Source organism: Pseudomonas sp. TUM25319 (assembly GCF_056388475.1).
Genome location: NZ_CM150751.1, coordinates 2,771,469 through 2,796,411, shown reverse-complemented (window position 1 = coordinate 2,796,411; position 24,943 = coordinate 2,771,469). Strand labels below are relative to the sequence as shown.

Sequence of the window (24,943 nt, the reverse complement as noted above, 5' to 3'; positions counted from 1 at the left end):
CGGAGTTTCGTTTGGCGGCGCCCGGCCCCTGCCCTATAAAAATCCCGGCCACATAACAACAACGCCCCGGCCGGCGACACTCGATGAGGAACCCCACATGGCAGGCTGCAGCCACGGCATCACCCCGACCGACCTTCCCTTCACCGCCCTAGCCGACCTCTATGGCCAGTGCCGACGCGGCCATACCCTGCCTCAGGCGCTGTACACCTCACAGGCGGTATTCGACTTCGAAATGAAAGCGGTCTTCGCCCGCGCCTGGCTGCAGGCCGGGCATTTGGCGGAAGTGCCGAAGATCGGCGATTACATCACCGTGCAAACAGGCAAGACCTCGGTGGTGATCATCCGCGAGGCGGAAAGCTCGGTACGCGCCTACTTCAACACCTGCCGCCACCGTGGCGCGCTGATCTGCACCAGCGACAAGGGCTCGGCACGGCGTCTGGTGTGCCCGTACCACCAATGGACCTACGACCTGAGCGGCAAGCTGATCTTCGCCCGCAACATGCCCGCCGACTTCGAGCCAGAGGTGCATGGCCTGATTCCGGTGCACTGTGAGGTGGTGGCCGGGGTGATCTTCATCGCCCTGTCGGACGACGTGCCCGATTTCGCGGAGTTTCGTCGGGCCCTGGAGCCGATGCTGGCGCCCCACGATCTGGAGAACGCCAAGGTCGCCCACAGCGTGGTATTGCCCGAATACGCCAACTGGAAACTGGTGATGGAAAACGGCCGGGAGTGCTACCACTGCAGCGCCCGGCATCCGGAATTGCTGTCGTCGTTCCGCGACCCGACCGAAGACGACTACTTCGAAGGCCAGCCACAGTGGATGACCGATTTCGAAGACACCTGCCGCGCCAATGGCCTGGTCAATGGCCCGGTCGAAGGCACCTGGTTCGACGCCTTGCGTTTCCCGATCAAGGACGGCGTGCAGTCGCTTACCCTCGATGGCCGCCTGGCTTGCGCAAAGCTGCTGATTCCGGGCGGCGAAGGCAATATCGGCACCCTGCGCTGGGCCACCGAACCAAGCGCCTTCAGCCACGCCCTGCGGGACCACGCCTTTACCTTCGAAGCCTGGCCGATCGACGCCGGCACCACCCATGTGCGCGGCAAATGGCTGGTGCACAAGGACGCCGTGGAAGGTCGCGACTACGACCTCGCCCACCTCACCGCGTTATGGAACGCCACCAACGACCAGGACAAATGGCTGGCGGAAAACAACTTCCTCGGCGTGCAGGGCGCAGGCTATGTACCGGGGCCGTATTCGCAGAATGACGAAAAGAAGGTGATCGACTTCGTCAACTGGTACCTGGATACCGTCGGCAGCTACCTGGGGCCGCGCGGTCTCACGGCAACACACTGCTGAGCACCTGCCGCGCCGTCTGGCGAATCACTCCCGGCGCATCCGGGTCGCCCTTGAGCAGCGAACCGGCGAACTGCCGGGCCTGCTTGACGCTGATGTGCGGCGGCAGCGGCGGCACGTTGGGGTCGGTGCGGAACTCCAGCAGCACCGGCACGTCGCTGGCCAGTGCCTGTTCCCAGGCGCCGGCGACATCCTCGTCGCGGTCGACGCAGATGCCCTTGAGGCCGATGGAAATGGCGAACAGGTGATACGGCACATCGGGAATGTCCTGGCTCGCCGAGAACTTCGGATCGCCCTCCATCACCCGCTGTTCCCAGGTCACCTGGTTGAGGTCCTGGTTGTTGAACACCGCGCAGATCCAGCGGCCATTGCCCCACTGCTTCCAGTATTTGGCGACGGTGATCAGCTCGGCGAGGTTGTTCATCTGCATGGCGCCGTCGCCCACCAGCGCCACCACGGTCTGCTCGGGATGAGCGAACTTGGCGGCGATGGCATAGGGCACCGCCGCGCCCATGGAGGCCAGGCCACCAGACAGCGAGCAGCGCATGCCGTCGCGGATCTTGAGGTCGCGGGCGAACCAGTTGGCACAGGAGCCGGAGTCGCTGGTGACGATGGCGTGATCCGGCAGGCGTGGCGACAGTTCGTGCACCACCCGCTGCGGATTGATCGGCTCGGCGCGGGTCAGGGCACGTTTTTCCAGCTTGCTGTCCCAGGCCCGGCGCCAGCCTTCGACCTTCTTGCGCCAGCGCCGGTCGCTCTTCGCTTCGATCAGCGGCAGCAACGCCTTGAGGGTATCGGCGGCGTCGCCCACCAGGTTGAGTTCCATCGGATAGCGCAGGCCGAGCATGGTCGGTGCGATGTCGATCTGCACGCCGCGGGCCTGGCCTTCCTTGGGCAGGAACTCGGCGTAGGGAAAGCCCGAGCCGATCATCAGCAGGGTGTCGCATTCGTTCATCAGTTTCAGGCTGGGCTCGGTGCCCAACAGGCCGATGCAGCCGGTGACCCACGGCAGGTCGTCCGGCAGCACGGCCTTGCCCAGCAGCGCCTTGGCCACGCCGGCCCCGAGTTTCTCGGCCAGGGCCCGCACCTGCTCGCCGGCGCCAAGGGCACCGGCGCCCACCAGGATCGCCACTTTGCTGCCGGCGTTGAGCAACTGCGCCGCATCCACCAGATCCGCCTCACGCGGCACCACCCGCGGCCGGCTCAGGCCGACGCTGGAATGCAGCGTACCGTGGGCCCGGGGCGGCTCTTCATAGGGCATGTCCTGCAGGTCGTTGGGCAGGATCAGCGCGGTTACCTTGCGCTCACCCACCGCCGTGCGCACCGCACGGTCCAGCAGATGACGCACCTGAGCCGGCGCGCTGGCCTGCTGGACGAAGGCGCCGGCGACATCCTTGAACATCGACACCAGGTCCAGCTCCTGCTGGTAGTGTCCGCCCAGTGCCGTGCGCGCCTGCTGGCCGGTGATGGCGAGCACCGGCATATGGTCCATGCGCGCGTCATACAGGCCGGTGAGCAGATGCGAGGCCCCGGGCCCGGAGGTGGCGATGCATACCCCCAGCTCGCCGGTGAACTTGGCGTGGGCGCTGGCCATGAACGCGGCCATCTCCTCATGGCGGCATTGCACGAACTCGATCTTGCCGGACCGCTGCAGCGCACCGAACACCCCGTTGATGCCGTCGCCGGGGTAGCCGTAGATGCGCGTTACGCCCCATTGGCTGAGCCGTTCCACGAGAAAGTCGCCGACTGTGCTGGACATGGTTGCTGCCTCCTTGATCCTGATGGTCGTCGAAGGTTGGGACCGGCGCCCGGACGCGGGTGTTCAGATTGATTTGCGCAACCGCCGCGCCTTCCATCCCTCGCGCCGCAAACCCGCCTGAACTTTGCTCCGTCGCCCGCCCTCCCCTGCATGACTGCCCGAAAACTCATCCAGCGGAGTTCAGCCCATGCGCGCACTTACCTACCACGGTGCCAACGATGTCCGTGTCGAAACCGTTCCCGATCCTGAGATCCAGGAGGCCGACGACATCATCCTGCGGGTGACCGCCACCGCCATCTGCGGCTCCGACCTGCACCTGTACCGCGGCAAGATCCCGGCCACCGAGCACGGCGATATCTTCGGCCACGAGTTCATGGGCATCGTCGAAGACACCGGCTCTGCCGTAACCAACCTGCAGCGCGGCGACCGGGTGGTGATTCCCTTTGTCATCGCCTGCGGCAGTTGCTTCTTCTGCCAGCACGACCTGTTCGCCGCCTGCGAGACCACCAACACCGGCCGCGGCTCGATCATCAACAAGAAAGGCATTCCGCCGGGCGCCGCGCTGTTTGGCTACAGCCACCTGTACGGCGGCATTCCCGGTGGCCAGGCGGACTACGTGCGCGTGCCCAAGGCCAACGTCGGCCCGTTCAAGGTGCCCGGCACCCTGACCGACGACAAGGTGCTGTTCCTCTCCGACATCCTGCCCACCGCCTGGCAGGCGGTGATCAACGCCGAGATCGGCCCGCCTGCGCGCGGATGCTTGGCGCCCAGACGATTTTCATGATCGACGACAACGACTACCGCCTCGCCTACGCCCGCGACGCCTATGGTGCCATCCCGATCAACTTCGAGCAGGACGACGACCCTGCCGACACCATCGTCAGCCAGACGACGGGCATGCGCGGGGTCGATGCGGTGATCGACGCGGTCGGTTTCGAAGCCAAGGGCAGCACCACCGAAACCGTGCTCACCACCCTGAAGATCGAAGGCAGCAGCGGCAAGGCCCTGCGCCAGAGCATCGCCGCCGTGCGCCGCGGTGGTGTGGTCAGCGTGCCGGGGGTGTATGCCGGGTTCATTCACGGCTTCATGTTCGGCGATGCCTTCGACAAGGGCCTGACCTTCAAGATGGGCCAGACCCACGTGCAGAAATACCTGCCGGAACTGCTCGAACACATCGAGGCCGGACGCCTGCAGCCGGAGCTGATCGTCACCCACCGCCTGGCCCTGGAAGAAGCGGCGCTGGGCTACCGGATGTTCGACAAGAAGGAGGACGACTGCCGCAAGGTCATCCTGGTGCCGGGCGCGGCGACGGGGACCTTGGGACCGGCGTGATCGGCAAGGCGCAGACCGGTCGCTGGCGGCGCTGTATGGTCGATTGGCGTTGGATCTGTGCCTTGTGCCCTGCACTCACGCCACGGAGGATGACGGCTTTCCCAGAGCAAGGACAAAAGCATGATACGGGTATTGGGCCGCGCCTCCTCCATCAACGTGCGCAAGGTGCTGTGGGCGTGCACCGAAGTCGGCGTCGAGTTCGAGCGTGAAGACTGGGGCACCGGCTTCCAGCCCACCGACGTCCCCGACTTCCTGGCGCTGAACCCCAACGCCATGGTCCCGGTGATCCAGGACGGCGACTTCACCCTGTGGGAATCCAACAGCATCATCCGCTACCTCGCCAACCGCTATGGCGAGCTGGCGCTCTACCCTGTGCCGGCGCAGGCCCGGGCCCGCGTGGACCAGTGGATCGACTGGCAAGCCTCCGACCTCAACCGTTCGTGGAGCTACGCCTTCATGTCGCTGGTCCGCCAGTCGCCCGCGCACCAGTCAGCTGATGCGCTGGCGGCGGGGCTGGCGGAGTGGACGCGCTACATGGGCATTCTCGAGCGCCAGCTCACCGCTACCGGCGGCCATGTCGCCGGCGAACGCTTCTCGCTGGCCGACATCCCCGTTGGCCTTTCGGTGAACCGCTGGTTCGAGACGCCGTTCGAACATCCGCACCTGCCGGCGGTGAAGGACTACTACGACCGCCTGCGCGAGCGGCCCGGCCTCGTCATCCATGGGCGCAACGGCACGCCTTGAGCCGAGCGTTTCATCGAGACCCGGAAGTCTCGGCGGCCAGCCTGGCGTGGGTGTCCAGTTCCTCGGCGATGAACGCCGCGATCATGGCCCGGTAGACCTGCTCCACCACCGCTGGCGAGGCCCCCGTCTCGCCCGCCACTGCACGGACCTTGGCGATGACCTGCTCGACCCGCGCAGGGGCGCGCACGTCATCGCTGGTTTTCTTGAAGCTCGCGGCTTGCGTGACCAGATTGCCGCGCCTGGCGAGTAGAAGGACGAGGCTGCGGTCGATTTCATCGATACGTTGGCGAACTTCGTCCAGAGAGGTGCAGCAGACATCCATTGGCGTGATTTCCTTTTCATGAACTCAGGTGTTTGCTCTGCTGATGTGCCCACGAGCAAGCAGAAGGCTGTTCGGTGCTGATCGACCAGCCCCCTGCAAACAGCCAGCGCCTTCAGCTTCGGTTTTCTGCAGTGGTGTGTACCAGCTCTGGCACCAGGCCGCTTTTCACTACATTGAGCAGCAGGGCATCGACCTGCCGTTTGAGGGTGTCGCGCTCGGCCTTGTCCTGGGTATCGCTCAAGCGGGCCAGGTTGATCAGGCCGACGCGCTGGTCGATGACATCGGCATTGGCGACCCGGGCCAGCGGCTGTTTGTCGGGACCATACACCTCCAGGATCAACTTGAACTCCTGGGGCCGGCTGCTGGGGAACAGCCCCAGGGTGACCAATGTCGCCATGCTGGCCAATGCACTGCCGCCATCGAGCGGCCAATAGCTGTACACGCTCAGGCGCAGCGTGTAGTCACCGGGCCGAGCCGGTTCGCCATTCATGGCGACATGCCCGAACAGCGCCGTCTCGTCGAGTATCTGCCGCACGGTTTGTGTGGTGCTCTGTTGCACGGCGGAAGGCGCAAGCGGGGACTGCGCGCCCAGGTTCTGTATGAGTTGCGGGTCGGTGCCAAACGCGGTGTTCTTGAGCGAACCCGCCAGCAGGTGCGGGACAGGTGAGCCGAAGTAGTGGCTTACCGAAACGTGGACACTCGGCTTTGACGCCCCCTCGGCCATCGACGGCAGGGTACTTGGCGCCACCTGGTTCTCGGGGACGCTGGCGCAGCCGCCAAGAAGGAAACACAGGGAGAGGCACAGGCGTGTAACGACAGTCATGCAAACATTCCTTTGAGCGCAGGGGGCACGATTGTAGGGATTGCCGGGTGATTCTGAAAGGCTATTACGGATTTGCGCCGGTGCCCACAGGCGACGGCAGGAGCGCCATCAAGTCCGCATAATGCTCATGGAAGTTGGTTAGCGAATCAGAGGTGCCAATGCGTGACATGCGCCGCCCTAAACCGGTACCCGCGCCCCCTCATGCTCAATGGTCCAGATCCGTGCGAGGTATGACTTTGGATGGCGCGAAATTCCTGAGGCACTGATTCAGGGGCAGCGTACAATCGCCGCCCTCATGAAATGGACTTTGACGATGCAACGCCTGGGTAGGGGCTAGCGCCAATAAAACGGGAAGGCTTGAATAACGTGCCGATGGACCTCACTTGCAGAGAAGGACAGTAATGAGCGGTTTGAATGATGTTTTTTATGACGTTGGATCTGGACCAGACGATGCAAGGACCCGATTCAACAACCTGGAAGACTTCGTCGTTTCAGAAATAAAACGCTCTACCGCGGTCATTGGATGCGTCAACTACCTAACCAGCAAAAAAATAATAAATGCACTCGCACAACTGAAAGATGGAGTGTCAATTATTATGGATAAAAGCACAGTTTCCGATAACCGGAAAAAAGGTTTCCCAAGGGGCGCATACGGATTTAAACATTTTAAACCTCTAAAATTCAAAATCATGAGTCTTGATGAGCAGTACGTATTTGGAGGGCACTACGAACTCAACTGCTCGGACCCCGATGCCGAAAATACCGACCCCGTCCGTGTGTTTGGATGCGTTGTAGATGACGGCCAGAAAAAAATCCTGCTCCATCATAAATTCCTTGTTTTTTGCAAGCTGAATCCTGATGGTTTTCTTCAGCCACTGTCTGTGATTACCGGGTCGTACAACTTTACAGAAAACGGATCACGGTGCAGGGAGAACCTAATTCACCTGCAAGGCGCCCAGTACGCTGACGGATACTATGGTGAATGGAGAAGTTGTTTTCTGATGTCGGAAAGCCTTGATGGATTTAAAAATGACGTATCACCCGTCTATATCAAACAGGGCTCTGTCGACGCCATCAGAGCCGCTATCAAAGAGGAATACGAAAAAATAGATGCTGTTGCGAGCGATCCGTATTACGGCGCTTGAGTCCAGGTTCTGCATGAAAAGTCTTGAGACGCCGGCCAGGCAAGACCACGCCACTGCAGGCACCCAACATTACCCACCGGAAAGCGCCAGCCAACGCCCTCGCCTACATCCGGTGATGCTCCAACAAGAAGTCCACAAACAACCGCACCCGCGCCGGCATCGTCGGGCCGCCCACAAAAACCGCATGAATCGGTTCCCGGTCGCCGGGGTTCCAGGCTTGCAACAGCGATACAAGGTCTCCCCGCCGCAGGTCTTCGCTGACGGTGAACTCGCCGATGCGCGCAATGCCGGCACCGACCCGCGCGAGCTGGGCCAGCGCTTCACCGCTGCTGCACTCGATGTTGCCGCTGACATTGAGGGAAAATTCCTTGCCGTCGCGCGCAAACGGCCAGTTGGGTTCGGCACGCCGGAAGTTGAAGCGCAGGCAGTTGTGCCGTAGCAGGTCTTCCGGTTCCTGAGGAGTGCCGTGGCGCTGCAGGTATTCGGGCGATGCCACCACTACCAGGCCAGTGTCGCAGATTTTGCGCGCGCTCAGCGGGCTGTCGGGCAGGTGGCCAAAACGTATAGCCACATCAGCCTGGCCAGCGAGGATGTCGACCACTTCGTCGCCCAGGGTGAGGTCGACGACGATGTTCGGGTAGTGCTCGCTGAAGGCCGCGACCAGAGGAACGATGGACAGACGCCCATGGCCAAGGGCAGCGCTGACCCGCAATCGCCCCCTGGGTACGCCTTGGTCAGCAATGGCTTCTTCGACCTCATCCATATCGGCCAGGATGCGCCGGGCACCGCGCAGAAACGCTTCGCCCTCGGCGGTGAAGGTGATCGCCCGCGTGGTGCGCAACAGCAGCCGGGTACCCAGGCGCTGTTCGGCACGCGCGATGATTCGACTGACCGCCGAGGGCGTGAGCCCCAATGCACGCGCGGCGGCCGACAGGCTGCCTTCTTGCGCCACGGTGGCGAACACCAACATTTCACCCGATCTACCGTTGAAATCCACTTGTGCCTCTTACGCAAAGGTGATTACCAGAAATGCCATCTACCGCCTGAAAACGCTTGATCGTAGCATTGACGGCATAGATAAGGAGCCTTTCATGCGTATCAATCCACCCCTTGTTGCACTCGCCGTGGGTGCCTTTGGCATCGGCGTTACCGAGTTCGCCCCCATGGGCATGTTGCCGGGCATCGCTGCGGACCTCGGCGTTTCGATTCCCGCTGCAGGCTTGCTGGTCAGTGCCTACGCCCTGGGCGTACTGCTGGGCGCGCCGCTGATGACCCTGACCACCGGGAAGATTCCCCGGCGCTATCTGCTGATAGGCCTCATGGCGATTTTCACCCTGGGTAACCTCATGTCCGCACTGGCGACCGACTACCACAGCCTCATGATTGCCAGGGTAGTGACCTCACTGAACCACGGCGCATTCTTTGGCGTCGGCTCCATCGTCGCCGCCAGCGTGGTGACCCCTGAAAAACGTGCTGGCGCGGTAGCGGCCATGTTCATGGGCCTCACCCTCGCAACCATTGGCGGTGTGCCGCTGGCCGCCTGGTTTGGCGAACTGTTCGGCTGGCGCACCGCCTTCTGGGGCATTACCGGCCTCGGCGTAGTGACCATGGCCGCGTTGTGGTTCGCCCTGCCCGACCTCGAGGCACCGCCAAGCGTGGGCGTCATGGCCGAAATCCGCGTACTGGGCCGTCTCCCGGTGCTGGGCGCGCTGACACTGACCGTCGTCGGCTCGGGCGCAATGTTCACCGTCTTCACCTACATCGCACCAATCCTCAGCAGCGAGACCCACGCCTCCCCCGCCTTCATCACCGCCATGCTGGTGCTGTTCGGCGTAGGGCTGACGCTGGGCAACATGTGGGGGGGCAAAGCCGCCGACCGTTCGATCGACCGCACCCTGATCGTCTCGCTGAGCGTGCTCATTCTGGTCTTGCTGGCGTTTACCGTACTGATGCGCTGGCCGCTGCCGGCTGCCGCAGCCATCCTGATCTGGGGCATCGCCAGCTTCGCCCTGGTGCCGCCGCTGCAGATGCGCGTCATGGAAGCCGCCAAGGACGCGCCTAACCTCGCCTCGGCGGTGAACATTGGTGCATTCAACTTCGGCAACGCGATTGGCGCGGCCTTGGGGGGCGCGGTGATCAATGCAGGGTTGGGTTTTCCGGCGATTTCCCTGGCGGGGGCGGCGATGGCTGGGTTGGGGTTGTTGATGGTGTTGGGCTTTGCGTGGAGGTCGAGGGCCTCGGAGGCGGTGGTGGTGTGAGGAGGATTTGAGGGCTGCTGGTCGCCATTCTTGTCAGTCAGGCGCTGAATTCCTGTTCAAGCTCGCAGTCTTAACACCACACCGCCGCAGAGAACGAACCATGATCAGGATAGCCATGCGCCTATGTGTTGCCGGCGGGCTGTTGGGCCTGTTGCTGGGCTGTTCACCTCTGAAGGTTTTAAACCTGCTCACCCCGGGAGGCGCTTTCAACAAGGCATCTGACCTGAAGTACGGTAACGATCCGCGGAACCGGCTGGATGTCTACACGCCGGTCCGTCTCGCAGCCGACGTGCCAGTGGTGGTGTTCTTTTATGGAGGCAGCTGGAACAGCGGTTCGCGCAGTGACTACAGCTTTGTCGGCGAGGCGCTGGCAGCACGAGGTATCGTTGCGGTGATAGCCGATTACCGGCTTTATCCGCAGGTGCACTATCAGGGTTTTCTGGAAGACAGTGCGCGAGCGGTGGGCTGGACCCGCCAACACATCCGCCAATACGGCGGCGATCCAGCACGGCTCTATGTGATGGGCCATAGCGCTGGCGGCTACAACGCGGCAATGGTTGCGCTAGACCCCAAATGGCTGGCAGCGATAAACATGAAGCCTTCGATGCTCAGCGGCTGGATCGGTCTGGCCGGGCCCTACGACTTTCTGCCTGTCGAGAATCCGCAGGTGAAGCCGATTTTCTTCTTCCCGAATTCGCCACCCGATTCACAACCGATCCACCACGTCAGTGCCACGTCGCCCCCTGCACTGTTGATCGCCGCGAAGGATGACACGCTGGTCAATCCCGAGCGCAACACCGGGGGCATGGCCTGGCGTTTGCGGGAGCAGGGTGTGCCCGTACGCGAACTTTATTTCTCAAGGCCCGGCCACGGGACATTGGTTGCCGCATTCTCCCGTCCCATGCGGTGGCTGGCGCCGGTCCTGGATGAGGTCGTGGCGTTCACTCATGAGCAATATCCAGCATCGGGAATTTCTCATGACAGATGAAGCGTTTCGGTCCAGGCGGATGAGGCTGGCTCGCGATCTGTCTGTTCCCTCAACGCATCTGGCTGAGAATGATCCGATCAAACAGACGGTCCCCCAGCCAGACACGCATACGGATCAGCGTCCTGGCGAATTTGCCGGCGGCATAGCGTGTGCGCGGGTTGCCGCTGGCCACGGCTCTGGAAACCACGTCGGCGATCACCTGTGGAGCGCTGCCCGTGCCCTGCCCATAGGTGCTTTTGATCGCCTTGGCCACCCTCTGCACCATCCGCCCGTAGGGGCCACCGGTAGAACGCTTGATGAGGGTTTCCATGGCCCCGTCGCCGAACCCCGTCTCGATCACGCCAGGCTCGACGATCACCACCTTGATGCCAAACTCGCTCACTTCCAGGCGCAAACAGTCGGACCACCCCTCCAGGGCGTGCTTGGTCGCGTGGTACCAGGCACCGAGCGCACTGTACATCTTGCCCCCCATCGAGGTGATGTTGACGATATGCCCGGCGCGTTTGGTACGCATCGAGGGCAGCAACAACTGCGTGAGCCGTGCGGCACCGAACAGGTTGACCTCGAACTGGTAGCGGGCTTCGTCGAGACCGATTTCTTCCACCGGCCCATACAGACCGAAGCCCGCGTTATTGACCAGTACGTCCACCCCGCCCGTCTGCGCCAGAATAGTCTGTACGCCCTCCACGATCTCTTCGTCTCTGGAAACATCCATCCGCAACGGCTGGGCCCCCACCCTTGCGAGGTCGGCCATTGCGTCAACGCGACGTGCGGCCACGTAAACCTGATAGCCATCTTGAATCAACTGCCTGGCAATCGCTTTGCCCATGCCCGACGAGGCGCCGGTAACCAGGGCTGTTTTCTTTCCTTTGCTGAACATGGCGAACCTCATTCGTTTGAATGGACCCAGTGTCTCAGGCGCAGGTGCTGGGGCATCTGGCACAAGATGCCAATAGATTTGCATCTTGCGCCATGCGTGCCTCAGTTCAGGCGCATCGCGTGGCGCGCGGTATCCGGTGTTTGCCCGGTCCAGTCCAGAAATGCGCGATAGAAGGAACTCGGATCTTCAAAGCCGAGCAGGAAGGCGATCTCCCCGCCTGACAGGCTGGTGCTGCCCAGGTAGTGGCGGGCCAGGCTCTCACGCGTGGTATTGACCACGATACGGAAGTTCACACCCTCATCCTCCAGACGACGTTGCAAGGTGCGCTTGCTGAGGCCCAGGCGTTCTGCGGTGTTCTCGACAGTGGCGGTATTGCTGGGCAGAAGCTCAAGCAACACGGCGCGTACACGCTCGACCATCGTCGCTACCGCGTCCAGTTCGCTGAGCCGACGGCGCAGGTCAGGTTCGAAGGCTCGCCACATGCTCTGATTGACGGTGAGGAACGGACGCAGGGCATCGGCGGCGGCGAAGGTGATACTGGGTTTGTCCCCCGGCTGGACAGGCGTCCCGAAAAACACCTCGAAGCGCCGTGCGTAAGTCCTGGTCGGCATTAGCGGGAGGGTTACACGCAGGGCCTTGATGCGTTCGCGCGTCGCAAGGCGAGCCAACTGCAGGAAGAACGCGACCTCAGCCACCTGTAACGAACACGGCACTTGCGTCTTCACCGCCAGCCAGTGTGGCGAGACCGTCATTTCTCCGCCCTCGCCCACTTCCATCTCCAGGCTCATCGGGGCGACGAGTTGCTTGTACTTGGCCAGGCGCTGCACGGCCTGCATCAGATTGGCACTGCACAAGGCCGCGAACAGAGGAGGATCGAAGACCTCGGCCGATACGGTTTCCACGAGGCGTAGCGCAAACCCCGGATCATCGGCCTGTGACTCCATGGCGTGCCAGAAACGGAAGTATTCATCGGTCAGCAACCCGTAGCCCTCCCGGGAAAACAGGTCTTGCGGCAAGCCGGCCTTGCGCAACACCTGCTCGGGCTGCAAGCCGAAGTCCTTCAGAAGCGTCCGCCAGCCGATGTCCAGGGAGAAGGTGAGATTGCGTGGCATCGGATCGTGACCGCCGTATGAGTTGCTGATTCGTCGGGAAGACGTTTCAGGCCAGTTTAGCGAGGAAGGCTGATTCGGCTGATGCTAAATGCGCCATATGAATTGCAATGGGTGCCATCTGCTGGCACCGCTGACAACGCCAGTTCGCTGATGGATGACAGGTGCAGGTGAATGGCCTTTGGCTATGAAGGTGGGCAAGGAACGGCACAAGGAAGGCAAGCATATTGACAAGGAGTGAAAAAGGATCTGCAGGTTTCCGATAGTTACACATCACGGGCTCAAACCCGGATATCGGGCCGGCGCGATCCGTGTAGGAGCTGGCTTGCCTGCGATGGACCGCAAGGCGGTCCCAAGACCTGCCATATCGGATTTGCTGGTTTGAAGTGATCGATCAGGCACCTTGAACTGTGCCAGCTCAAGAACCAGACCGTCACCGCCCCATGTGACCCGTCATGGATGTGTGTTATCGGCTATTAGCGCTCGTGCGTGGGCGACCACTATTGGCCGAAAGCGTACATTCAAGACGCTGCCATGAACCATCACAACCGCATCCACCCAAGCCTATGGAGGCGCTATCCGTTTATTCCATTATCACTGCAATAAAAGCCGCTCTCTGTTTATACCCCCTTGTGCCTTGGATACTAGGGCCTCACACACCCGAAGGATGGCCCACATGCCACGCGCGCCAATCAAGAACTCCACCATCGCTCTTCTCCACCTGAGCGCGTTAGCGCTATGTATTCTTGTGCTGTCATTACTTATGGTGACTGTCGTCACATTCGTAAGGCATCTGCACTAGCCATCCGCTGCAATGGCCTCACTGAGTACATTTACCAGGGCGCGCACATGGGTATCGCGATGGCCGGTGTACACCACCACGTCACGGTTCGGCAGTTCAGGCAGGTTGAACCGCTGACCAACCTCGACACATCCAGCTGGTGCCATCCTGCCCACCATGGCACCTACGCCAATGCCGGCGGACACGGCAGCACCGATCGCGAGAATGCCGGACCCGACAAACGCCTCCCTCCAGCGACGACCGTCCTGCTGCAATGAGTTGACGACCATACTGCGCATACCGCATGGAGCGGGCTGGATCACCAGCGGTAATGGTCCACGCTCCGTCGCATCAAAAGTCTCGGCGGCCATCCATGTGAATCGCTCCGTGCCTATGACCTCACCGTCATGACGACGGTTGTCATGACGCAGGATCAGCGCCACGTCGAGCTTGCCTTGTTCATAGCTGTCAAGCATGTCTTTTGAAGTACCCAGGCTGAAGGCCACAACCACCTCGGAATTAGCCTCACTCAAACGCTTGAACCAGCGGGATAGATCGGCGCCGACTATATGGTGGCTAATACCGATGCGTACCATTCGTTTCGGCGAATCCAAACTGAGCATGGCTTCGTTGTAGGTTTCCAGTAGCCGCTGGGCGCTCGCCTGGAAGGCCAGCCCGTCCATTGACAAGATTACCCGGCGCAGCGTTCGCTCCAGGAGGGAACGTCCAACTGCCTCTTCAAGTCGCTTGATCTTGAGACTGACCGCTGCCTGGCTAGTCCCCATGATGTCTGCTGCCTTGGTAAAGCTTTTAAGCTGGGAGACCAGCACGAAGGCGCGTATTGCGTCAAAGTCGGGGGCTTCATTGGCATGGAGTTAATATCAGGGAAATACTGAAATATAGGGATGGCCGCGTCAGCTGACTAGGTTAACCCGCGCTAGGTTCTGTATGAAAAGCCTTGATACTTGGCCATGCTGCGTTGAAAACAGCCTCGGAATGCTCATTTACTCCAGTAAACGTCGAGCGCGACCCCGGCCGTTCCTCGGCTGTTTTCGCCTTGCCTGGCCGGCGTCTCAAGACTTTTCATACAGAACCTAGGCGCCTTGCCGATCCTGCGGATCGAACTTAGCTGGACATGAGCGACAGAAGCAACGTATGTAATCGGTTACTGACTTGATCCGGTCTTGGTAAAGCTTCGAGAGCCAAAGATCCTCGCTTAGCAGAACCGTCGACAGTTCGGTGGCCAAACTTTTCGCCAAAGTTGATTTGCCGGATGCAACCCTGCCAGACATGAGATGAAGCACTGATTTGGGCATGGGGACGTCTCCTTGTCGAGCCCGGATGATGCTCATTGAATAGCTTCGAAGCAACCAGCGGCCATTCACTGTCTGCTTAGGGTCGAAAGCGGTCCGTCATGAATGCCCCTTTCATCCACCGCATCAGCTCACGTCAACCAAGAGAGTCCGCCCATCCTTGAGCAAACACCACATGCCCACAATCGAACTATCAGAACAGGCCGACTGGCAGCTTTTCGACACCATCGCCCAGCGTCTCGAAGCAGGCCTCGGCGGCCAGTGGACCGCAAAGCTCGATGGACTGGACCAACGTTACTGGGATCTGATGGTAGAGGATCAGGTTCTTACGCTACACCTCGAGCACTATCTGGGCATTTCAGTGCTTGTTCCCGATAACGCCAAGGAACTTACCCAACAGGTACGAAAGCTGCTCGAACCATAGCAGCCCTCAGCGATTGGCAGACGTCGCTGCCAACCGCTCCCGCCGCTCCATCAGCACCGCCACAGCCGCCATCAGAATCGCCAATGTGTAGGCAAACAACCCAAGGTTCACCCCGAAAATCATCTTCTCGGTGCCATCGCTGAGCACCATCGAGCCGCCGTAGCCTGCCCGCAGCCAGTAGCTCAGCAGGAAGCCGCCAGTGACGAATACCGTCAGCAGGCTCGGCAGGCGCACGTCGCCACGGGTCCAGACCAACCAGACACTGAACAGGCCGATCGCGGTGTTGGTGAACAACTGCCAGACCTCGTGCAACCGCGCATGAGCCTCCCAGCCGGGGTTGAAGACGTGGGTATCGTTGACTTCCAGCACCGGCACCACGACGGCGTAGAAAATGATTCCAATGGTCACGAGCAGTTTCGGCAGCATGTCGTCCTTCCTTGTTGTGAGTATGAAGCCGGGTTGATTAAAGCCGCTTTCGGCCGCTGGGTTCGACCTGCAAAAGTGCCAACCCAGCGGCTTTACTTCAAACGACTCAGAAGGAATAGGCCAACTGCGTCCACAAACGCGGTTGCCGCTGAGCGCTGCTCTCAGCCTTGCGCCCCCCGATTTCCCAGCCCGCCAGCGTACTGATGTTCCAGGCGCCGGCCGACCACCCTGCCCCGACACCGCTGGCGGACAGACGCCGGGTAGCCTCGCCGACCGTCCAGCTCGGCGTGTTCAGGCGCGCTTCGCCGTGATCGGCGAAGGCCACCAGTTGCCAGGTGTCGGTCAGCCGGTAGCGCAGTTCGAGGTTGGCGAGCCAGCCGCGGTCACCGAATACGGCGGTCTGGTTGGTGGAGCGCGTGCCGAAGACGCCGCCGATGTAGAGTTTTTCCGAGTCGTCCAGGTTGTCGTCCGTCCACTGGCCCTGGGCGCGCAGGTACAGCGCCAGGCGCTCGCTCAGTTGCTGCAGGCGAGTGAGGCTGGCGCGCAGGATGCGGAACTGCCCCGGATCGGCCCGGCCGACCAGGGACCAGGGCGAGCCGTCGATACTCAGGCTGCCCTCGCGCCAGTTCACGGCGATGCGGGTGGTGGCCCCGTTCAGCAACGGGTCCTGCAGGGTGCCGGTCAGGCCGTAATCGAGCACGCGGGAGCGCTTTTCACTGTTCAGGGCGAGTACACCGACCTCGTCCTGCAGGCGCTTGTCGTCGAACTGCAGCCGGGCGCTGAGCCGGAACGCCCCGGTGTGCAGAAGTGGCTGGAGGATGAAGGCGCTGAGGGTGCGGGTCTTGCCCTTGGCGTCCAGGGACTTGAGTTCGTCGCCCAGCTCGTACGACATATCCGAAAGGATGACACCCAGCCGGCTGGCCCAGGGGCCGACGGCAAGGTGATAGGTGCCCCAGTGGTAATGCCCGGCCTCGGCCGAGCCCATGCTGCGCAGGCTCAGCAGGTCGCTGGAGTCGAGCAGGCCACGGAAGTTGATGGCGCTGGCGAGCCGGCCCTGGTCGTCATGGCCGCCGAAGTTGTCCAGCGCCACACAGCCACTGAGAAACGGCATCGCCTCCAGGTCATCCGGCGGGTCGTAGGTGGTATTGCCCAGGGTCAGGCTGGTGTCGGTGGGCAGATCGGGGAGCTGCTGGAACGGCAGAAGCTCCGCTGCCAGGCCTGAGCCGGGGCACAAGACAGGAACCACACACAATGCGGACAACAGGCAGGACGCCAGGCGCATACGGGATACCGGAATAAGGGGGCAAGGCACGATATGGCTTTGTGCCATTTCTGCGCAAGCCCCCTGGCAGGCATCCGAACGGTTAGAAGAACTTCACCACCTGCGCCCACACCCGCGGGCTGCGATCGACGTCGCTCTGCGGGTCGTCATTGCCCAGCTTCCACGCTGCCACCGCATTGACCTGCCAGCCATACGCAGCCCAACGTGCGCCGACACCCGCCGCCGACAGGCTGCGGTGGTTTTCGCCGTTGCTCCAGGTGTCCTTGTTCAGGCGCACTTCGCCGTGGTCGACGAAGGTGCTGAGCTGCCAGGCATCGGTCAGGGCGTAGCGCAATTCGAGGTTGGCCAGCCAGCCCTGATCGCCGGACGCCTCGCCTTGCGGATAGGCCCGCACGCCATAGGCGCCGCCGAGGCTGATCTTCTCCGAGCTGTCCAGGTTGCCGTCGGCCCATTGGCCTTGCAGTTGGGTGTACAGGCTGAAACGGTCGCTCAGGCGCTGCAGGCGCACCAGGCTCGGGTTGAGCTTGTGGAAGCGGCCCTGGGTGCCGGCGGTCAGGTCGTCGATGGTCTGGTTCAACTGACCGTCGATGTTCAGGCTGCCCTGGCTCCAGGCCAGGGCAAAGCTGTTCACGCCACCGCCAAGCAGGGTGTCGCGGCTGTTGCCGTTGAGGGTGGCGATGACCACGCGGGAGCGCTTGTCGCTCTTGCTGCCGAACAGGTCGATATCATCCTTCAGGCGCTTGTCGTCGAACTGCACTTGCGCGTACAGGGAAAAGTCGCGACTGCGCACCAGCGGCTGGATCGCGTAAAGGCTGGCGATGCGGGCATTGCCGTGGGCCTTGAGCTCGTCGAAGTCCTTGGCCAGCTCGTAGTCCATGTCGGAATACGCCACGCCCACCTGCGTGGCCCAGGGACCGATCGGCAACTGGTAGGCGATGCGGCCGTACTGCTGGTCTTCATCCGAGCCCATGGCCCGCAGCGTCAGGCGGTCGCCCAGGCCCAGCGGGCTGTTGACGTTGAGGGTGCCGCCCAGACGGTACTCGCCGGTAAAGCGGTTGCCGTAGTTGTCGGCATCCACCGAGCCGGACAACAGCGGGCCCGGCGTGACATCCACCATCAGGTCGGTGGCGCCCACCGAGGCACCCGGCTTGAGCGTGGATTTCACTTCCACGCCCGGCGTGTCGGACAGCAGTAGCAGGCTGCGCTCCAGTTCGGCGGAGCGCACGGCGTCGCCGCGCTTGAGCGCCGCGAGCGGTGTCAGCGCCACATCCGAAACCCGCGAGGTGTTGTTCACGCCGACCTCGCCGAAGCGACCTTCCATCACGGCGATCCGCACCACGCCGCCGTCGATTTCCTGGGCCGGAATGTAGGCCCGGGCCAGCGGGTAACCGCGCTCGCGGTACAACCGGGTGATGCGGTTGGCGCCGGCCTGCAGCTCGCCCAGGGACACCGTGCGGCCTTGCAGGTCGCCGAGCAGCGGCAGCAGTTCCTCACTGCTGATGGCACCGTTGCCTTCCAGGGTGAAACCGTTGACCTGCAGGCTCGGCCCGCTGGCCGTCGCCGCAGCCGAAGGGGCGTCGGGCAGGTTCAGGTCCAGGCGCTGCTTGCCGGGCAATTGCAGCGGGAGCTGGTCGATGTTCTGTTGCGACTGGCCGGCGTCCGGCAGGGTCGCCGCCATCACGGACAGCGACAGCAGGGACAGGCCACCGCCGATCAATGAACGAACGAAGCGCATGAATCAGATTCCTTCTGGCAGGCGGATGCCTTGGTTGACGACGTGCAGGTTCAGGCGCTCGTCAGATGGGTTGGTGATCAGCAGCTCGTGGCTCAGGCCCTGAGGTTCGCGTGCCTCTTGTGTGGCCTGGCTCGATACGATCTGGCCGTTGGAGGCCAGTACGCCGAGGTAGTCGTGGCCTGTCACCGGCACGCTCGGCTCGCTCAGTGCAGGGAGCACGAACAAGATGCCGTTCTCGTACCGAATGGTGTAGTTGCTCAAGTCAGCGCCGGTAGCGGCGCTGGCCACGATGGCGTGGGAGCCGGCGGCGGCACTGGCCGCTTCGCCGCTGCTGGCGAGGCTGACCGACGCCACGCTGTCGCCGGCGACCAGACCGCGGGTGCTGTAGCCGTTCAGGACGATGCTCTGCCCGGCGATCTTGCTGGCGTTATCGGCGGCGATGATCAGTGCCGCCCTGGCGATATCGGCCCGGGTGCTGCTGGTATCGCTGGCCAGGACGTAGTTGCCGGCATCGGCGCCGCCGAGGGTGATCCCGGTAATGGCGACCGATTTGGCGGCGCCGGCATTCTTGTCGGCGAAGGCGCCGCTGGCCGAGGTCACGCTCAACGCGTCATTGCCGATACGACCGGTAAAGGCGGCGCCGCCGATGTTCAGGCTGGCATTGGTGGTGCCGTCATAAGTGCGGTTTTGCGCGGTAATACCGGTTACGGCACTGATGCTGGCCTTGGCGATATCGGCGCTGGCGGTCGCCGTGTTGTCGGCCAGGGTGTAGTTACCGGCATCGGCGCCGCCCAGGACGATATTGCCGATGTTTACCGTCTTGCCGTCGCCGGCGTTCTTGTCGGTGAAGGCGCCGCTGGCGGAGGCCACGCTCAGCTCGTCGTTACCCAGACGGCCACTGAAACCCGAGGCATCGTAGTTCAGGTTCGCATCGGTAGTGCCGTCGTAGGTACGGTTCTGCGCGGTAATACCGGTCACGGCACTGATGCTGGCCTTGCCGATGTTGGCGCTGGTGGTGGAGGTCGTGCTGGCTAGGCTGTAGTTGCCGGCATCAGCACCACCGAGCACGATATTGCTGACGCTAACGGTCTTGCCATCGCCAGCGTTCTTGTCGGCGAAGGCTCCGCTGGCCGAGGCCACGCTCAGCTCGTCGTTGCCGAAGCGACCGGTGAACGCGGCAGCGTCGGCGCTCAAAATGGCATCGGTGGTGCCGTCATAAGTGCGGTTCTGTGCGGTGATGCCGGTCACCCCACTGATGCTGGCCTTGGCGATATCGCCGCTGCTGGTGGCGGTGTTGTCAGCCAGGGTGTAGTTGCCGGCGTCGGCGCCGCTCAGGACGATTCCGGTGATATCGACCGTCTTGCCGTTGCCGGCGTTCTTGTCGGCGAAGGCGCCACTGGCCGACGTCACGCTCAACTCGTCATTGCCGAAACGACCAGTGAACGCGGCAGCGCCGGTGTTCAGTCCAGCAGCGGTGGTACCGTCATAAGTGCGGTTCTGCGCGGTGATTCCGGTTACGCCACTGATGCTGGCCTTGGCGATATCGGCGGTCGTGCTGGCGGTGCTGTCAGCCAGGGTGTAGTTGCCGGCATCGGCACCGCCGAGGACGATACTTCCGATGTTGACAGTCTTGCCGTCGCCAGCGTTCTTGTCGGCGAAGGCTCCGCTGGCCGAGGCCACGCTCAGCTCGTCGTTGCCGAAGCGACCGGTGAACGCGGCAGCGCCGGTGTTCAACGTGGTATCGGTGGTGCCGTCATAAGTGCGGTTCTGTGCGGTGATGCCGGTCACGCCACTGATGCTTGCCTTGGCGATATCGGCGCTGCTGGTGGCGGTGCTGTCAGCCAGCGTGTAGTTGCCGGCGTCGGCGCCGCTCAGGACGATTCCGGTGATATCGACCGTCTTGCCGTTGCCGGCGTTCTTGTCGGCGAAGGTGCCAGTGGCCGAGCTCACGCTCAACTCGTCATTGCCGAAACGACCAGTGAACGCGGCAGCGCCAGTGTTCAGCCCAGCATCGCTGGTGCCGTCATAAGTGCGGTTCTGCGCGGTGATTCCGGTTACGCCACTGATGCTGGCCTTGGCGATATCGGCGGTTGTGCTGGCGGTACTGTCAGCCAGGGTGTAGTTACCGGCATCGGCACCGCCGAGGACGATATTGCCGATGTTGACGGTCTTGCCGTCGCCGGCGTTCTTGTCGGTAAAGGCACCGCTGGCCGAGGCCACGCTCAGCTCGTCGTTGCCGAAGCGACCGGTGAACGCGGCAGCGTCGGCGCTCAAAATGGCATCGGTGGTGCCGTCATAAGTGCGGTTCTGTGCGGTGATGCCGGTCACCCCACTGATGCTGGCCTTGGCGATATCGGCGCTGCTGGTGGCGGTGTTGTCAGCCAGGGTGTAGTTACCGGCATCGGCACCGCCGAGGACGATACTTCCGATGTTGACGGTCTTGCCGTCACCAGCGCCCTTGTCGGCAAAGGCAGCGCTGGCCGAGGTCACGCTCAACGCATCATTGCCGAAACGACCGGTGAAGCCGGCGCTACCCGTGTTGAGGCTGACATCGGTAGTGCCGTCATAAGTGCGGTTTTGCGCGGTAATACCGGTCACGGCACTGATGCTGGCCTTGCCGATGACATAGCTGCCCTCGACAACCTCGATGTCATAGCCCTGCTGATCGGAATACAAACCGGTCAGCCCCAGGCCATAAGTGCCTGCATTGCGCGTGGAAACACTGGTGTAGCTGCCGCTGCCCAGCAGGGTGGCGCTGCTGTCGGAGAGGCTGTAGCCCACACCCGCGACCGTGCCGCTCGTACCGTCATACGTCTTGCCGGTAACATCGTCGACCGTGACGGTCACTGACTTGAGAAGACTGCGCAGCAGCGGGCCAGAATAGCCGTCATAGATTCGCCAGGCGGCGTTCGAACCGCCGGTAGTGGCGATGCTCCAGCCAGTGAAGGTGGAAGCCTGGGTCAGCTGATTCCGGTTTTTTCCAGTGCCGAGCGAGTTGCCGCTGAATAATCCCGTATTGGCGCCGCCGTTGTTGATTTCCACGCCATTGGCGTCGGTGGTGGCGTAGAAGCTGCGCGCCACGACGCCGCCGCCATTGTTCAGTCCAGCCAGACCACCGAGTGCACCAGTGCCACTCACGCTACCGGTTGCGAATGAGTCATCAATCCGGGCGCCATTGAAGCCGATCAGACCGCCAACATAGGCGCCTCCTGTCACGTTGCCGGAGGCATAGGTGTTGATTACGTCTTTCTCGCTGTAGCCAGCCAGGCCGCCAACACTGGAGTTGCCGTTCACCGCGACAGCGGCATAAGCACTATTGATCAGCCCGCCACTGCTACCCACCAAACCGCCGACGTTGCTGTTGCCCGTCACGCTGCCCTTGGCATAGACATTACTGAGGGCGCTGTAACTTCTGCCGACCAGGCCGCCGACATCGTTATTGCCCACCACAGTGGCGCCCACCAGACCGATATTGCGAATCACACTCCCGATGTTGGTGTAGCCAAACAGGCCGACGGAGTCGGTGCCCGTGCGGTTGATGGTGAGCCCTGTCACGGCATGGCTGCCGCCGTCCAATTGCCCGGTGAAACGGTTGCCGGTGTCCCCCACCGAAACGAAGCCTGCCGTGCTCCACATGCCGCTGGCATTGCTGCCCGCGGTAGCGCTGGCATCGATATCGCGTGCCAAGGTATAGCTGGCACCGAGGTTGTAGGCCATCAGTTGCAACTGGTGGTCGTTGCCGACGCTGGTGCTGTATTCGCTGGCGAGGAAGGGGCGCGTCTGGCCCTCGATCATGATCCAGCCATTCGCACCCGTGGTGTAGACGTTGCCAGTGCCGGCGACGAGGTTCCAGGTGCCAAGGTTGCCATAGCTGCTGTGGTTGTAGCGGTTGCTGGAGGTGACGGCGCTCACGTTTATGCTATTGAAGAAGTCGGAAAAGTTGGGTTTGGCGCTGCCAGTGCTGTCGCTGTCCCAGTAGGACTCGGCTACTAAGCCGAAGATGGTGTTGCTTCCGACCAGACCACCGAAGTAGACATCTCCCGACTGGACGAGGCCGCTGGCATAGGCGTATTGGACGGTCATTTCGTTGCGTCCGACCAGCCCGCCGACCTCTACCTGGCCCGTGACGTTGCCAGCGGCATAGGCCTGGTTGATGGTGCCCTGGTTGTACCCTACCAGCCCTCCGACGGAATTTTGGCCCGTGACGCTGCCAGCGGCATAGGCGTTGCTGATGTTTTTGAGACCGTTGACCCCGACCAGCCCTCCGACGTTCGTCTGGCCATTGACTGTGACAGTGGCAAAGACGTTGCTGAGCTCTCCCAGGTTGAATCCGATCAGCCCGCCAACTGAGTTCCCGCCCGTGACGCTACCACCGACCACGCCAATATCGCGGATCACGCTGCTTGAGTCGGCGTAGCCGAGCAGACCGACATTGTCGGTCCCGCCAAGGTCGATAGTGAGGTTGGAGAGGCTATGACCCAGCCCGGCCAGTCGACCAGTGAACCGTGCACCCTCATTTCCCACCGGCACCCAGTTACTGATGCTGCCCAGGTCGATATAGCTGCCCACGGCGTAGTTGCCGTGTCGGTTGTCCTTCATGGCTTGCAGCGCCTGGGCATCGTTGACCACGTTGTAGGTGATAGTGTTGCCGGCGCTGCCTTTCTGCGTGCTGAAGTTCAGCCCGCTTTGCAGATTGATCGGCGCCTTGATGTTGTAGTCCGCCGTGCCGCCATTGGCGCTGGCCTGGCCGTACTTCAACGCGACCTTGCCGTTGGCGTGCTGGGCAGTAATGGCGGCGTTGATATTGATGTTGTTATGGGCGTTGAGGGTGAGCGTGGTGCCCGCATTCCAGGTCACGGCGGCATTGACGTGGATATCGCCCAACTCGGCGCCGGTATTGGCGGCGGCGGTTTGCAGGGTGACGTCAGTGGTCGCCAGGTTACTGGAGAGCGTGTTGGCGCCGATGCCACTGTCGGTTTTGCCAGCACCACCCGCGCTGACGGTGAAATCGGTCGGGTCGATCAGCCAGGTACCGGTCTTGCCGTTCTGTGCCTGGGTGGTGACCTTGGCGCTATCCGCCACCTTGACGTGGGCACCCGAGGTTTCGACAAAACCGCCGTTGCCGCCATTCGGTGCACTGGCATCGAGGGTACCGGCCACCTGCACGCTGCCACCGTCGAAACTGCCGAGCAGGACGATCTTGCCGTTCTTTTCGCCAACGGTCTGCGCCTCGATGGTGCCGGTGTTGTTGACCACGGTGTTGATCAGCGCGTCACCGGCATTGGCGGTGAGCAGCACCTGGCCGCCATCGGCCTTGATCAGTTGGTGGTTTTCCACCAGCGCATCGACCACCGCCTCGTCCACCTGCACGTTGAGCAGGCCGTCGCCGGCGAAGTCCAGGGTCACGGCGTTACCCGCCGCCAGGGCCACGCTGCCCTGGTTGGCAACGATCACCCCGTTGTTGCTCACCGTGCCACCCAGCAGCGCCACGCTGCCGCCGTCGGTCGCGGTGATCTTGCCGTTGTTGACGATCGCAGCGTTCTTGCCATCGCCCTTGAAGGCGTAGTGGCCGGCTTCGAAGTCGCTGTTGCTGATGTCCAGGGTCGAGGCCACCAGACCGCCGACATTGACCTGGGCGTCCTTGCCGAACAGCACGCCGTTGGGGTTGACGATAAATACCCGGCCATTGGCATCGAGCTGGCCCATGATTTTCGAGCCATCGGCGCCCAGTACCCGGTTCAGGGCAACCGCATCACGACCGGGCTGATTGAAGGTCACCTTGTTGCCGGCAGCGATGTCGAAGCTCTGCCAGTCGATGGCGAGCTTGTTGCTGGCCTGGTCGATGACCATCTGGTTGTTCGCCGGCAAGCCGATCTGCCCCTGCCCTGCTGTCACCTGCCCCCCAGTCGGCAAGTCGGCGGCGCCGGCCAGCGCAGGCAGCAGCAGGGCCATGGCGAGGACCGCACCCGCGCCCTTGCCACGTCGACGGGCGTGTTCATGGGCAACGCTCCAGGCGCCGAGGCTTGGGTTCCAGACGAGGGCATAGGTGCGGTTCATGGGGTCCTCCCGTTGATGATCGAGGCCGGCCGGTCTGCCCGTGGAGGGGCGACACAGGGCGGGCCGGGAATCCGCTGCGCAGGCGGGTGCTGTCCCGCTGGGCTTGGAAAAACGGTATTGGACGTGAAGGTGTTGGCAACTGGCTATCACTGAAACTAGGTAATTTCGCCCTTGCCCATACCTGATTCTGGTGATGGTCGGGTGCCACTAT

General features: G+C 62.4%; 17 protein-coding genes and 2 pseudogenes. 7 read left to right on the top strand and 12 right to left on the bottom strand.

What is annotated here, in order from left to right; translation table 11 throughout:
* Positions 1-97: 97 nt before the first annotated feature.
* Entirely contained in the window at positions 98-1,357 is a 1,260-nt protein-coding gene (locus tag AC05QJ_RS13240) for an aromatic ring-hydroxylating oxygenase subunit alpha (protein ID WP_476747279.1), read from the top strand.
* On the opposite strand, the gene AC05QJ_RS13235 is transcribed toward AC05QJ_RS13240, so the two are convergent.
* The gene (locus AC05QJ_RS13235) at positions 1,338-3,113 is read right to left on the bottom strand and encodes a thiamine pyrophosphate-requiring protein (protein ID WP_476747278.1); all 1,776 of its coding nucleotides are present in this window, start codon (positions 3,111-3,113) and stop codon (positions 1,338-1,340) included. The genes AC05QJ_RS13240 and AC05QJ_RS13235 overlap by 20 nt on opposite strands.
* A gap of 187 nt (positions 3,114-3,300) precedes the next feature.
* Between AC05QJ_RS13235 and AC05QJ_RS13230 the strand changes: the two are divergent.
* A pseudogene (locus AC05QJ_RS13230) lies at positions 3,301-4,445 on the top strand (zinc-dependent alcohol dehydrogenase).
* Between the two features lie 120 nt (positions 4,446-4,565).
* Positions 4,566-5,189, top strand: coding sequence for a glutathione S-transferase family protein (locus AC05QJ_RS13225; protein ID WP_476747277.1), 624 nt, complete (start codon positions 4,566-4,568; stop codon positions 5,187-5,189).
* Positions 5,190-5,199: 10 nt separating this feature from the next.
* Here AC05QJ_RS13225 and AC05QJ_RS13220 read toward each other — a convergent pair whose 3' ends face one another.
* Positions 5,200-5,511 carry a chorismate mutase gene (locus AC05QJ_RS13220; protein ID WP_476747276.1) on the bottom strand — a complete coding sequence of 104 codons (312 nt, stop codon included), beginning with the start codon at positions 5,509-5,511 and terminating at the stop codon, positions 5,200-5,202.
* 112 nt (positions 5,512-5,623) lie between these two features.
* Positions 5,624-6,334, bottom strand: a complete 711-nt coding sequence (locus AC05QJ_RS13215) for a hypothetical protein (protein WP_476747275.1) — start codon at positions 6,332-6,334, stop codon at positions 5,624-5,626.
* A gap of 401 nt (positions 6,335-6,735) precedes the next feature.
* Between AC05QJ_RS13215 and AC05QJ_RS13210 the strand changes: the two genes are divergently transcribed.
* A complete protein-coding gene (locus AC05QJ_RS13210) occupies positions 6,736-7,479 on the top strand; it encodes a phospholipase D-like domain-containing protein (protein WP_476747274.1) in 744 nt (247 codons plus the stop codon).
* Between the two features lie 103 nt (positions 7,480-7,582).
* Here the strand turns inward: AC05QJ_RS13210 and AC05QJ_RS13205 are convergent, their stop codons facing one another.
* Entirely contained in the window at positions 7,583-8,476 is an 894-nt protein-coding gene (locus tag AC05QJ_RS13205) for a LysR family transcriptional regulator (protein WP_476747273.1), read from the bottom strand.
* Between the two features lie 94 nt (positions 8,477-8,570).
* On the opposite strand from AC05QJ_RS13205, the gene AC05QJ_RS13200 reads away from it, so the two are divergent.
* Together AC05QJ_RS13200 and AC05QJ_RS13195 are read left to right on the top strand one after the other, a co-directional pair.
* On the top strand, positions 8,571-9,737 hold the full coding sequence (locus AC05QJ_RS13200) for an MFS transporter (protein ID WP_476747272.1): 1,167 nt from the start codon (positions 8,571-8,573) through the stop codon (positions 9,735-9,737).
* Positions 9,738-9,837: 100 nt separating this feature from the next.
* A complete protein-coding gene (locus tag AC05QJ_RS13195) occupies positions 9,838-10,725 on the top strand; it encodes an alpha/beta hydrolase (RefSeq protein ID WP_476747271.1) in 888 nt (295 codons plus the stop codon).
* A 49-nt stretch (positions 10,726-10,774) separates the two neighbouring features.
* Here the strand turns inward: AC05QJ_RS13195 and AC05QJ_RS13190 are convergent, their stop codons facing one another.
* The 4 genes and pseudogenes from AC05QJ_RS13190 to AC05QJ_RS13175 all read right to left on the bottom strand — a co-directional run.
* Positions 10,775-11,605 (bottom strand): oxidoreductase, encoded by an 831-nt coding sequence (locus AC05QJ_RS13190; RefSeq protein ID WP_476747270.1) that lies wholly within the window; start codon positions 11,603-11,605, stop codon positions 10,775-10,777.
* 101 nt (positions 11,606-11,706) lie between these two features.
* Positions 11,707-12,717, bottom strand: a complete 1,011-nt coding sequence (locus AC05QJ_RS13185) for an AraC family transcriptional regulator (RefSeq protein ID WP_476747269.1) — start codon at positions 12,715-12,717, stop codon at positions 11,707-11,709.
* 795 nt (positions 12,718-13,512) lie between these two features.
* Positions 13,513-14,337, bottom strand: coding sequence for a LysR family transcriptional regulator (locus tag AC05QJ_RS13180; protein ID WP_476747930.1), 825 nt, complete (start codon positions 14,335-14,337; stop codon positions 13,513-13,515).
* Positions 14,338-14,646: 309 nt separating this feature from the next.
* A pseudogene (locus AC05QJ_RS13175) lies at positions 14,647-14,811 on the bottom strand (P-loop nucleotide/nucleoside kinase family protein); the annotation flags it as partial.
* A 172-nt stretch (positions 14,812-14,983) separates the two neighbouring features.
* Between AC05QJ_RS13175 and AC05QJ_RS13170 the strand changes: the two are divergent.
* Positions 14,984-15,232, top strand: coding sequence for a DUF3630 family protein (locus AC05QJ_RS13170; RefSeq protein ID WP_476747268.1), 249 nt, complete (start codon positions 14,984-14,986; stop codon positions 15,230-15,232).
* A 6-nt stretch (positions 15,233-15,238) separates the two neighbouring features.
* On the opposite strand, the gene AC05QJ_RS13165 is transcribed toward AC05QJ_RS13170, so the two are convergent.
* The 4 genes from AC05QJ_RS13165 to AC05QJ_RS13150 form a co-directional block, all read right to left on the bottom strand.
* The gene (locus AC05QJ_RS13165; RefSeq protein ID WP_476747267.1) at positions 15,239-15,658 is read right to left on the bottom strand and encodes a hypothetical protein; all 420 of its coding nucleotides are present in this window, start codon (positions 15,656-15,658) and stop codon (positions 15,239-15,241) included.
* Between the two features lie 106 nt (positions 15,659-15,764).
* Positions 15,765-16,940, bottom strand: a complete 1,176-nt coding sequence (locus AC05QJ_RS13160; RefSeq protein WP_476747266.1) for a ShlB/FhaC/HecB family hemolysin secretion/activation protein — start codon at positions 16,938-16,940, stop codon at positions 15,765-15,767.
* Positions 16,941-17,022: 82 nt separating this feature from the next.
* Positions 17,023-18,675, bottom strand: coding sequence for a ShlB/FhaC/HecB family hemolysin secretion/activation protein (locus tag AC05QJ_RS13155; RefSeq protein WP_476747265.1), 1,653 nt, complete (start codon positions 18,673-18,675; stop codon positions 17,023-17,025).
* Positions 18,676-18,678: 3 nt separating this feature from the next.
* Positions 18,679-24,732, bottom strand: a complete 6,054-nt coding sequence (locus AC05QJ_RS13150) for a YDG domain-containing protein (protein WP_476747264.1) — start codon at positions 24,730-24,732, stop codon at positions 18,679-18,681.
* Positions 24,733-24,943 lie beyond the last annotated feature (211 nt).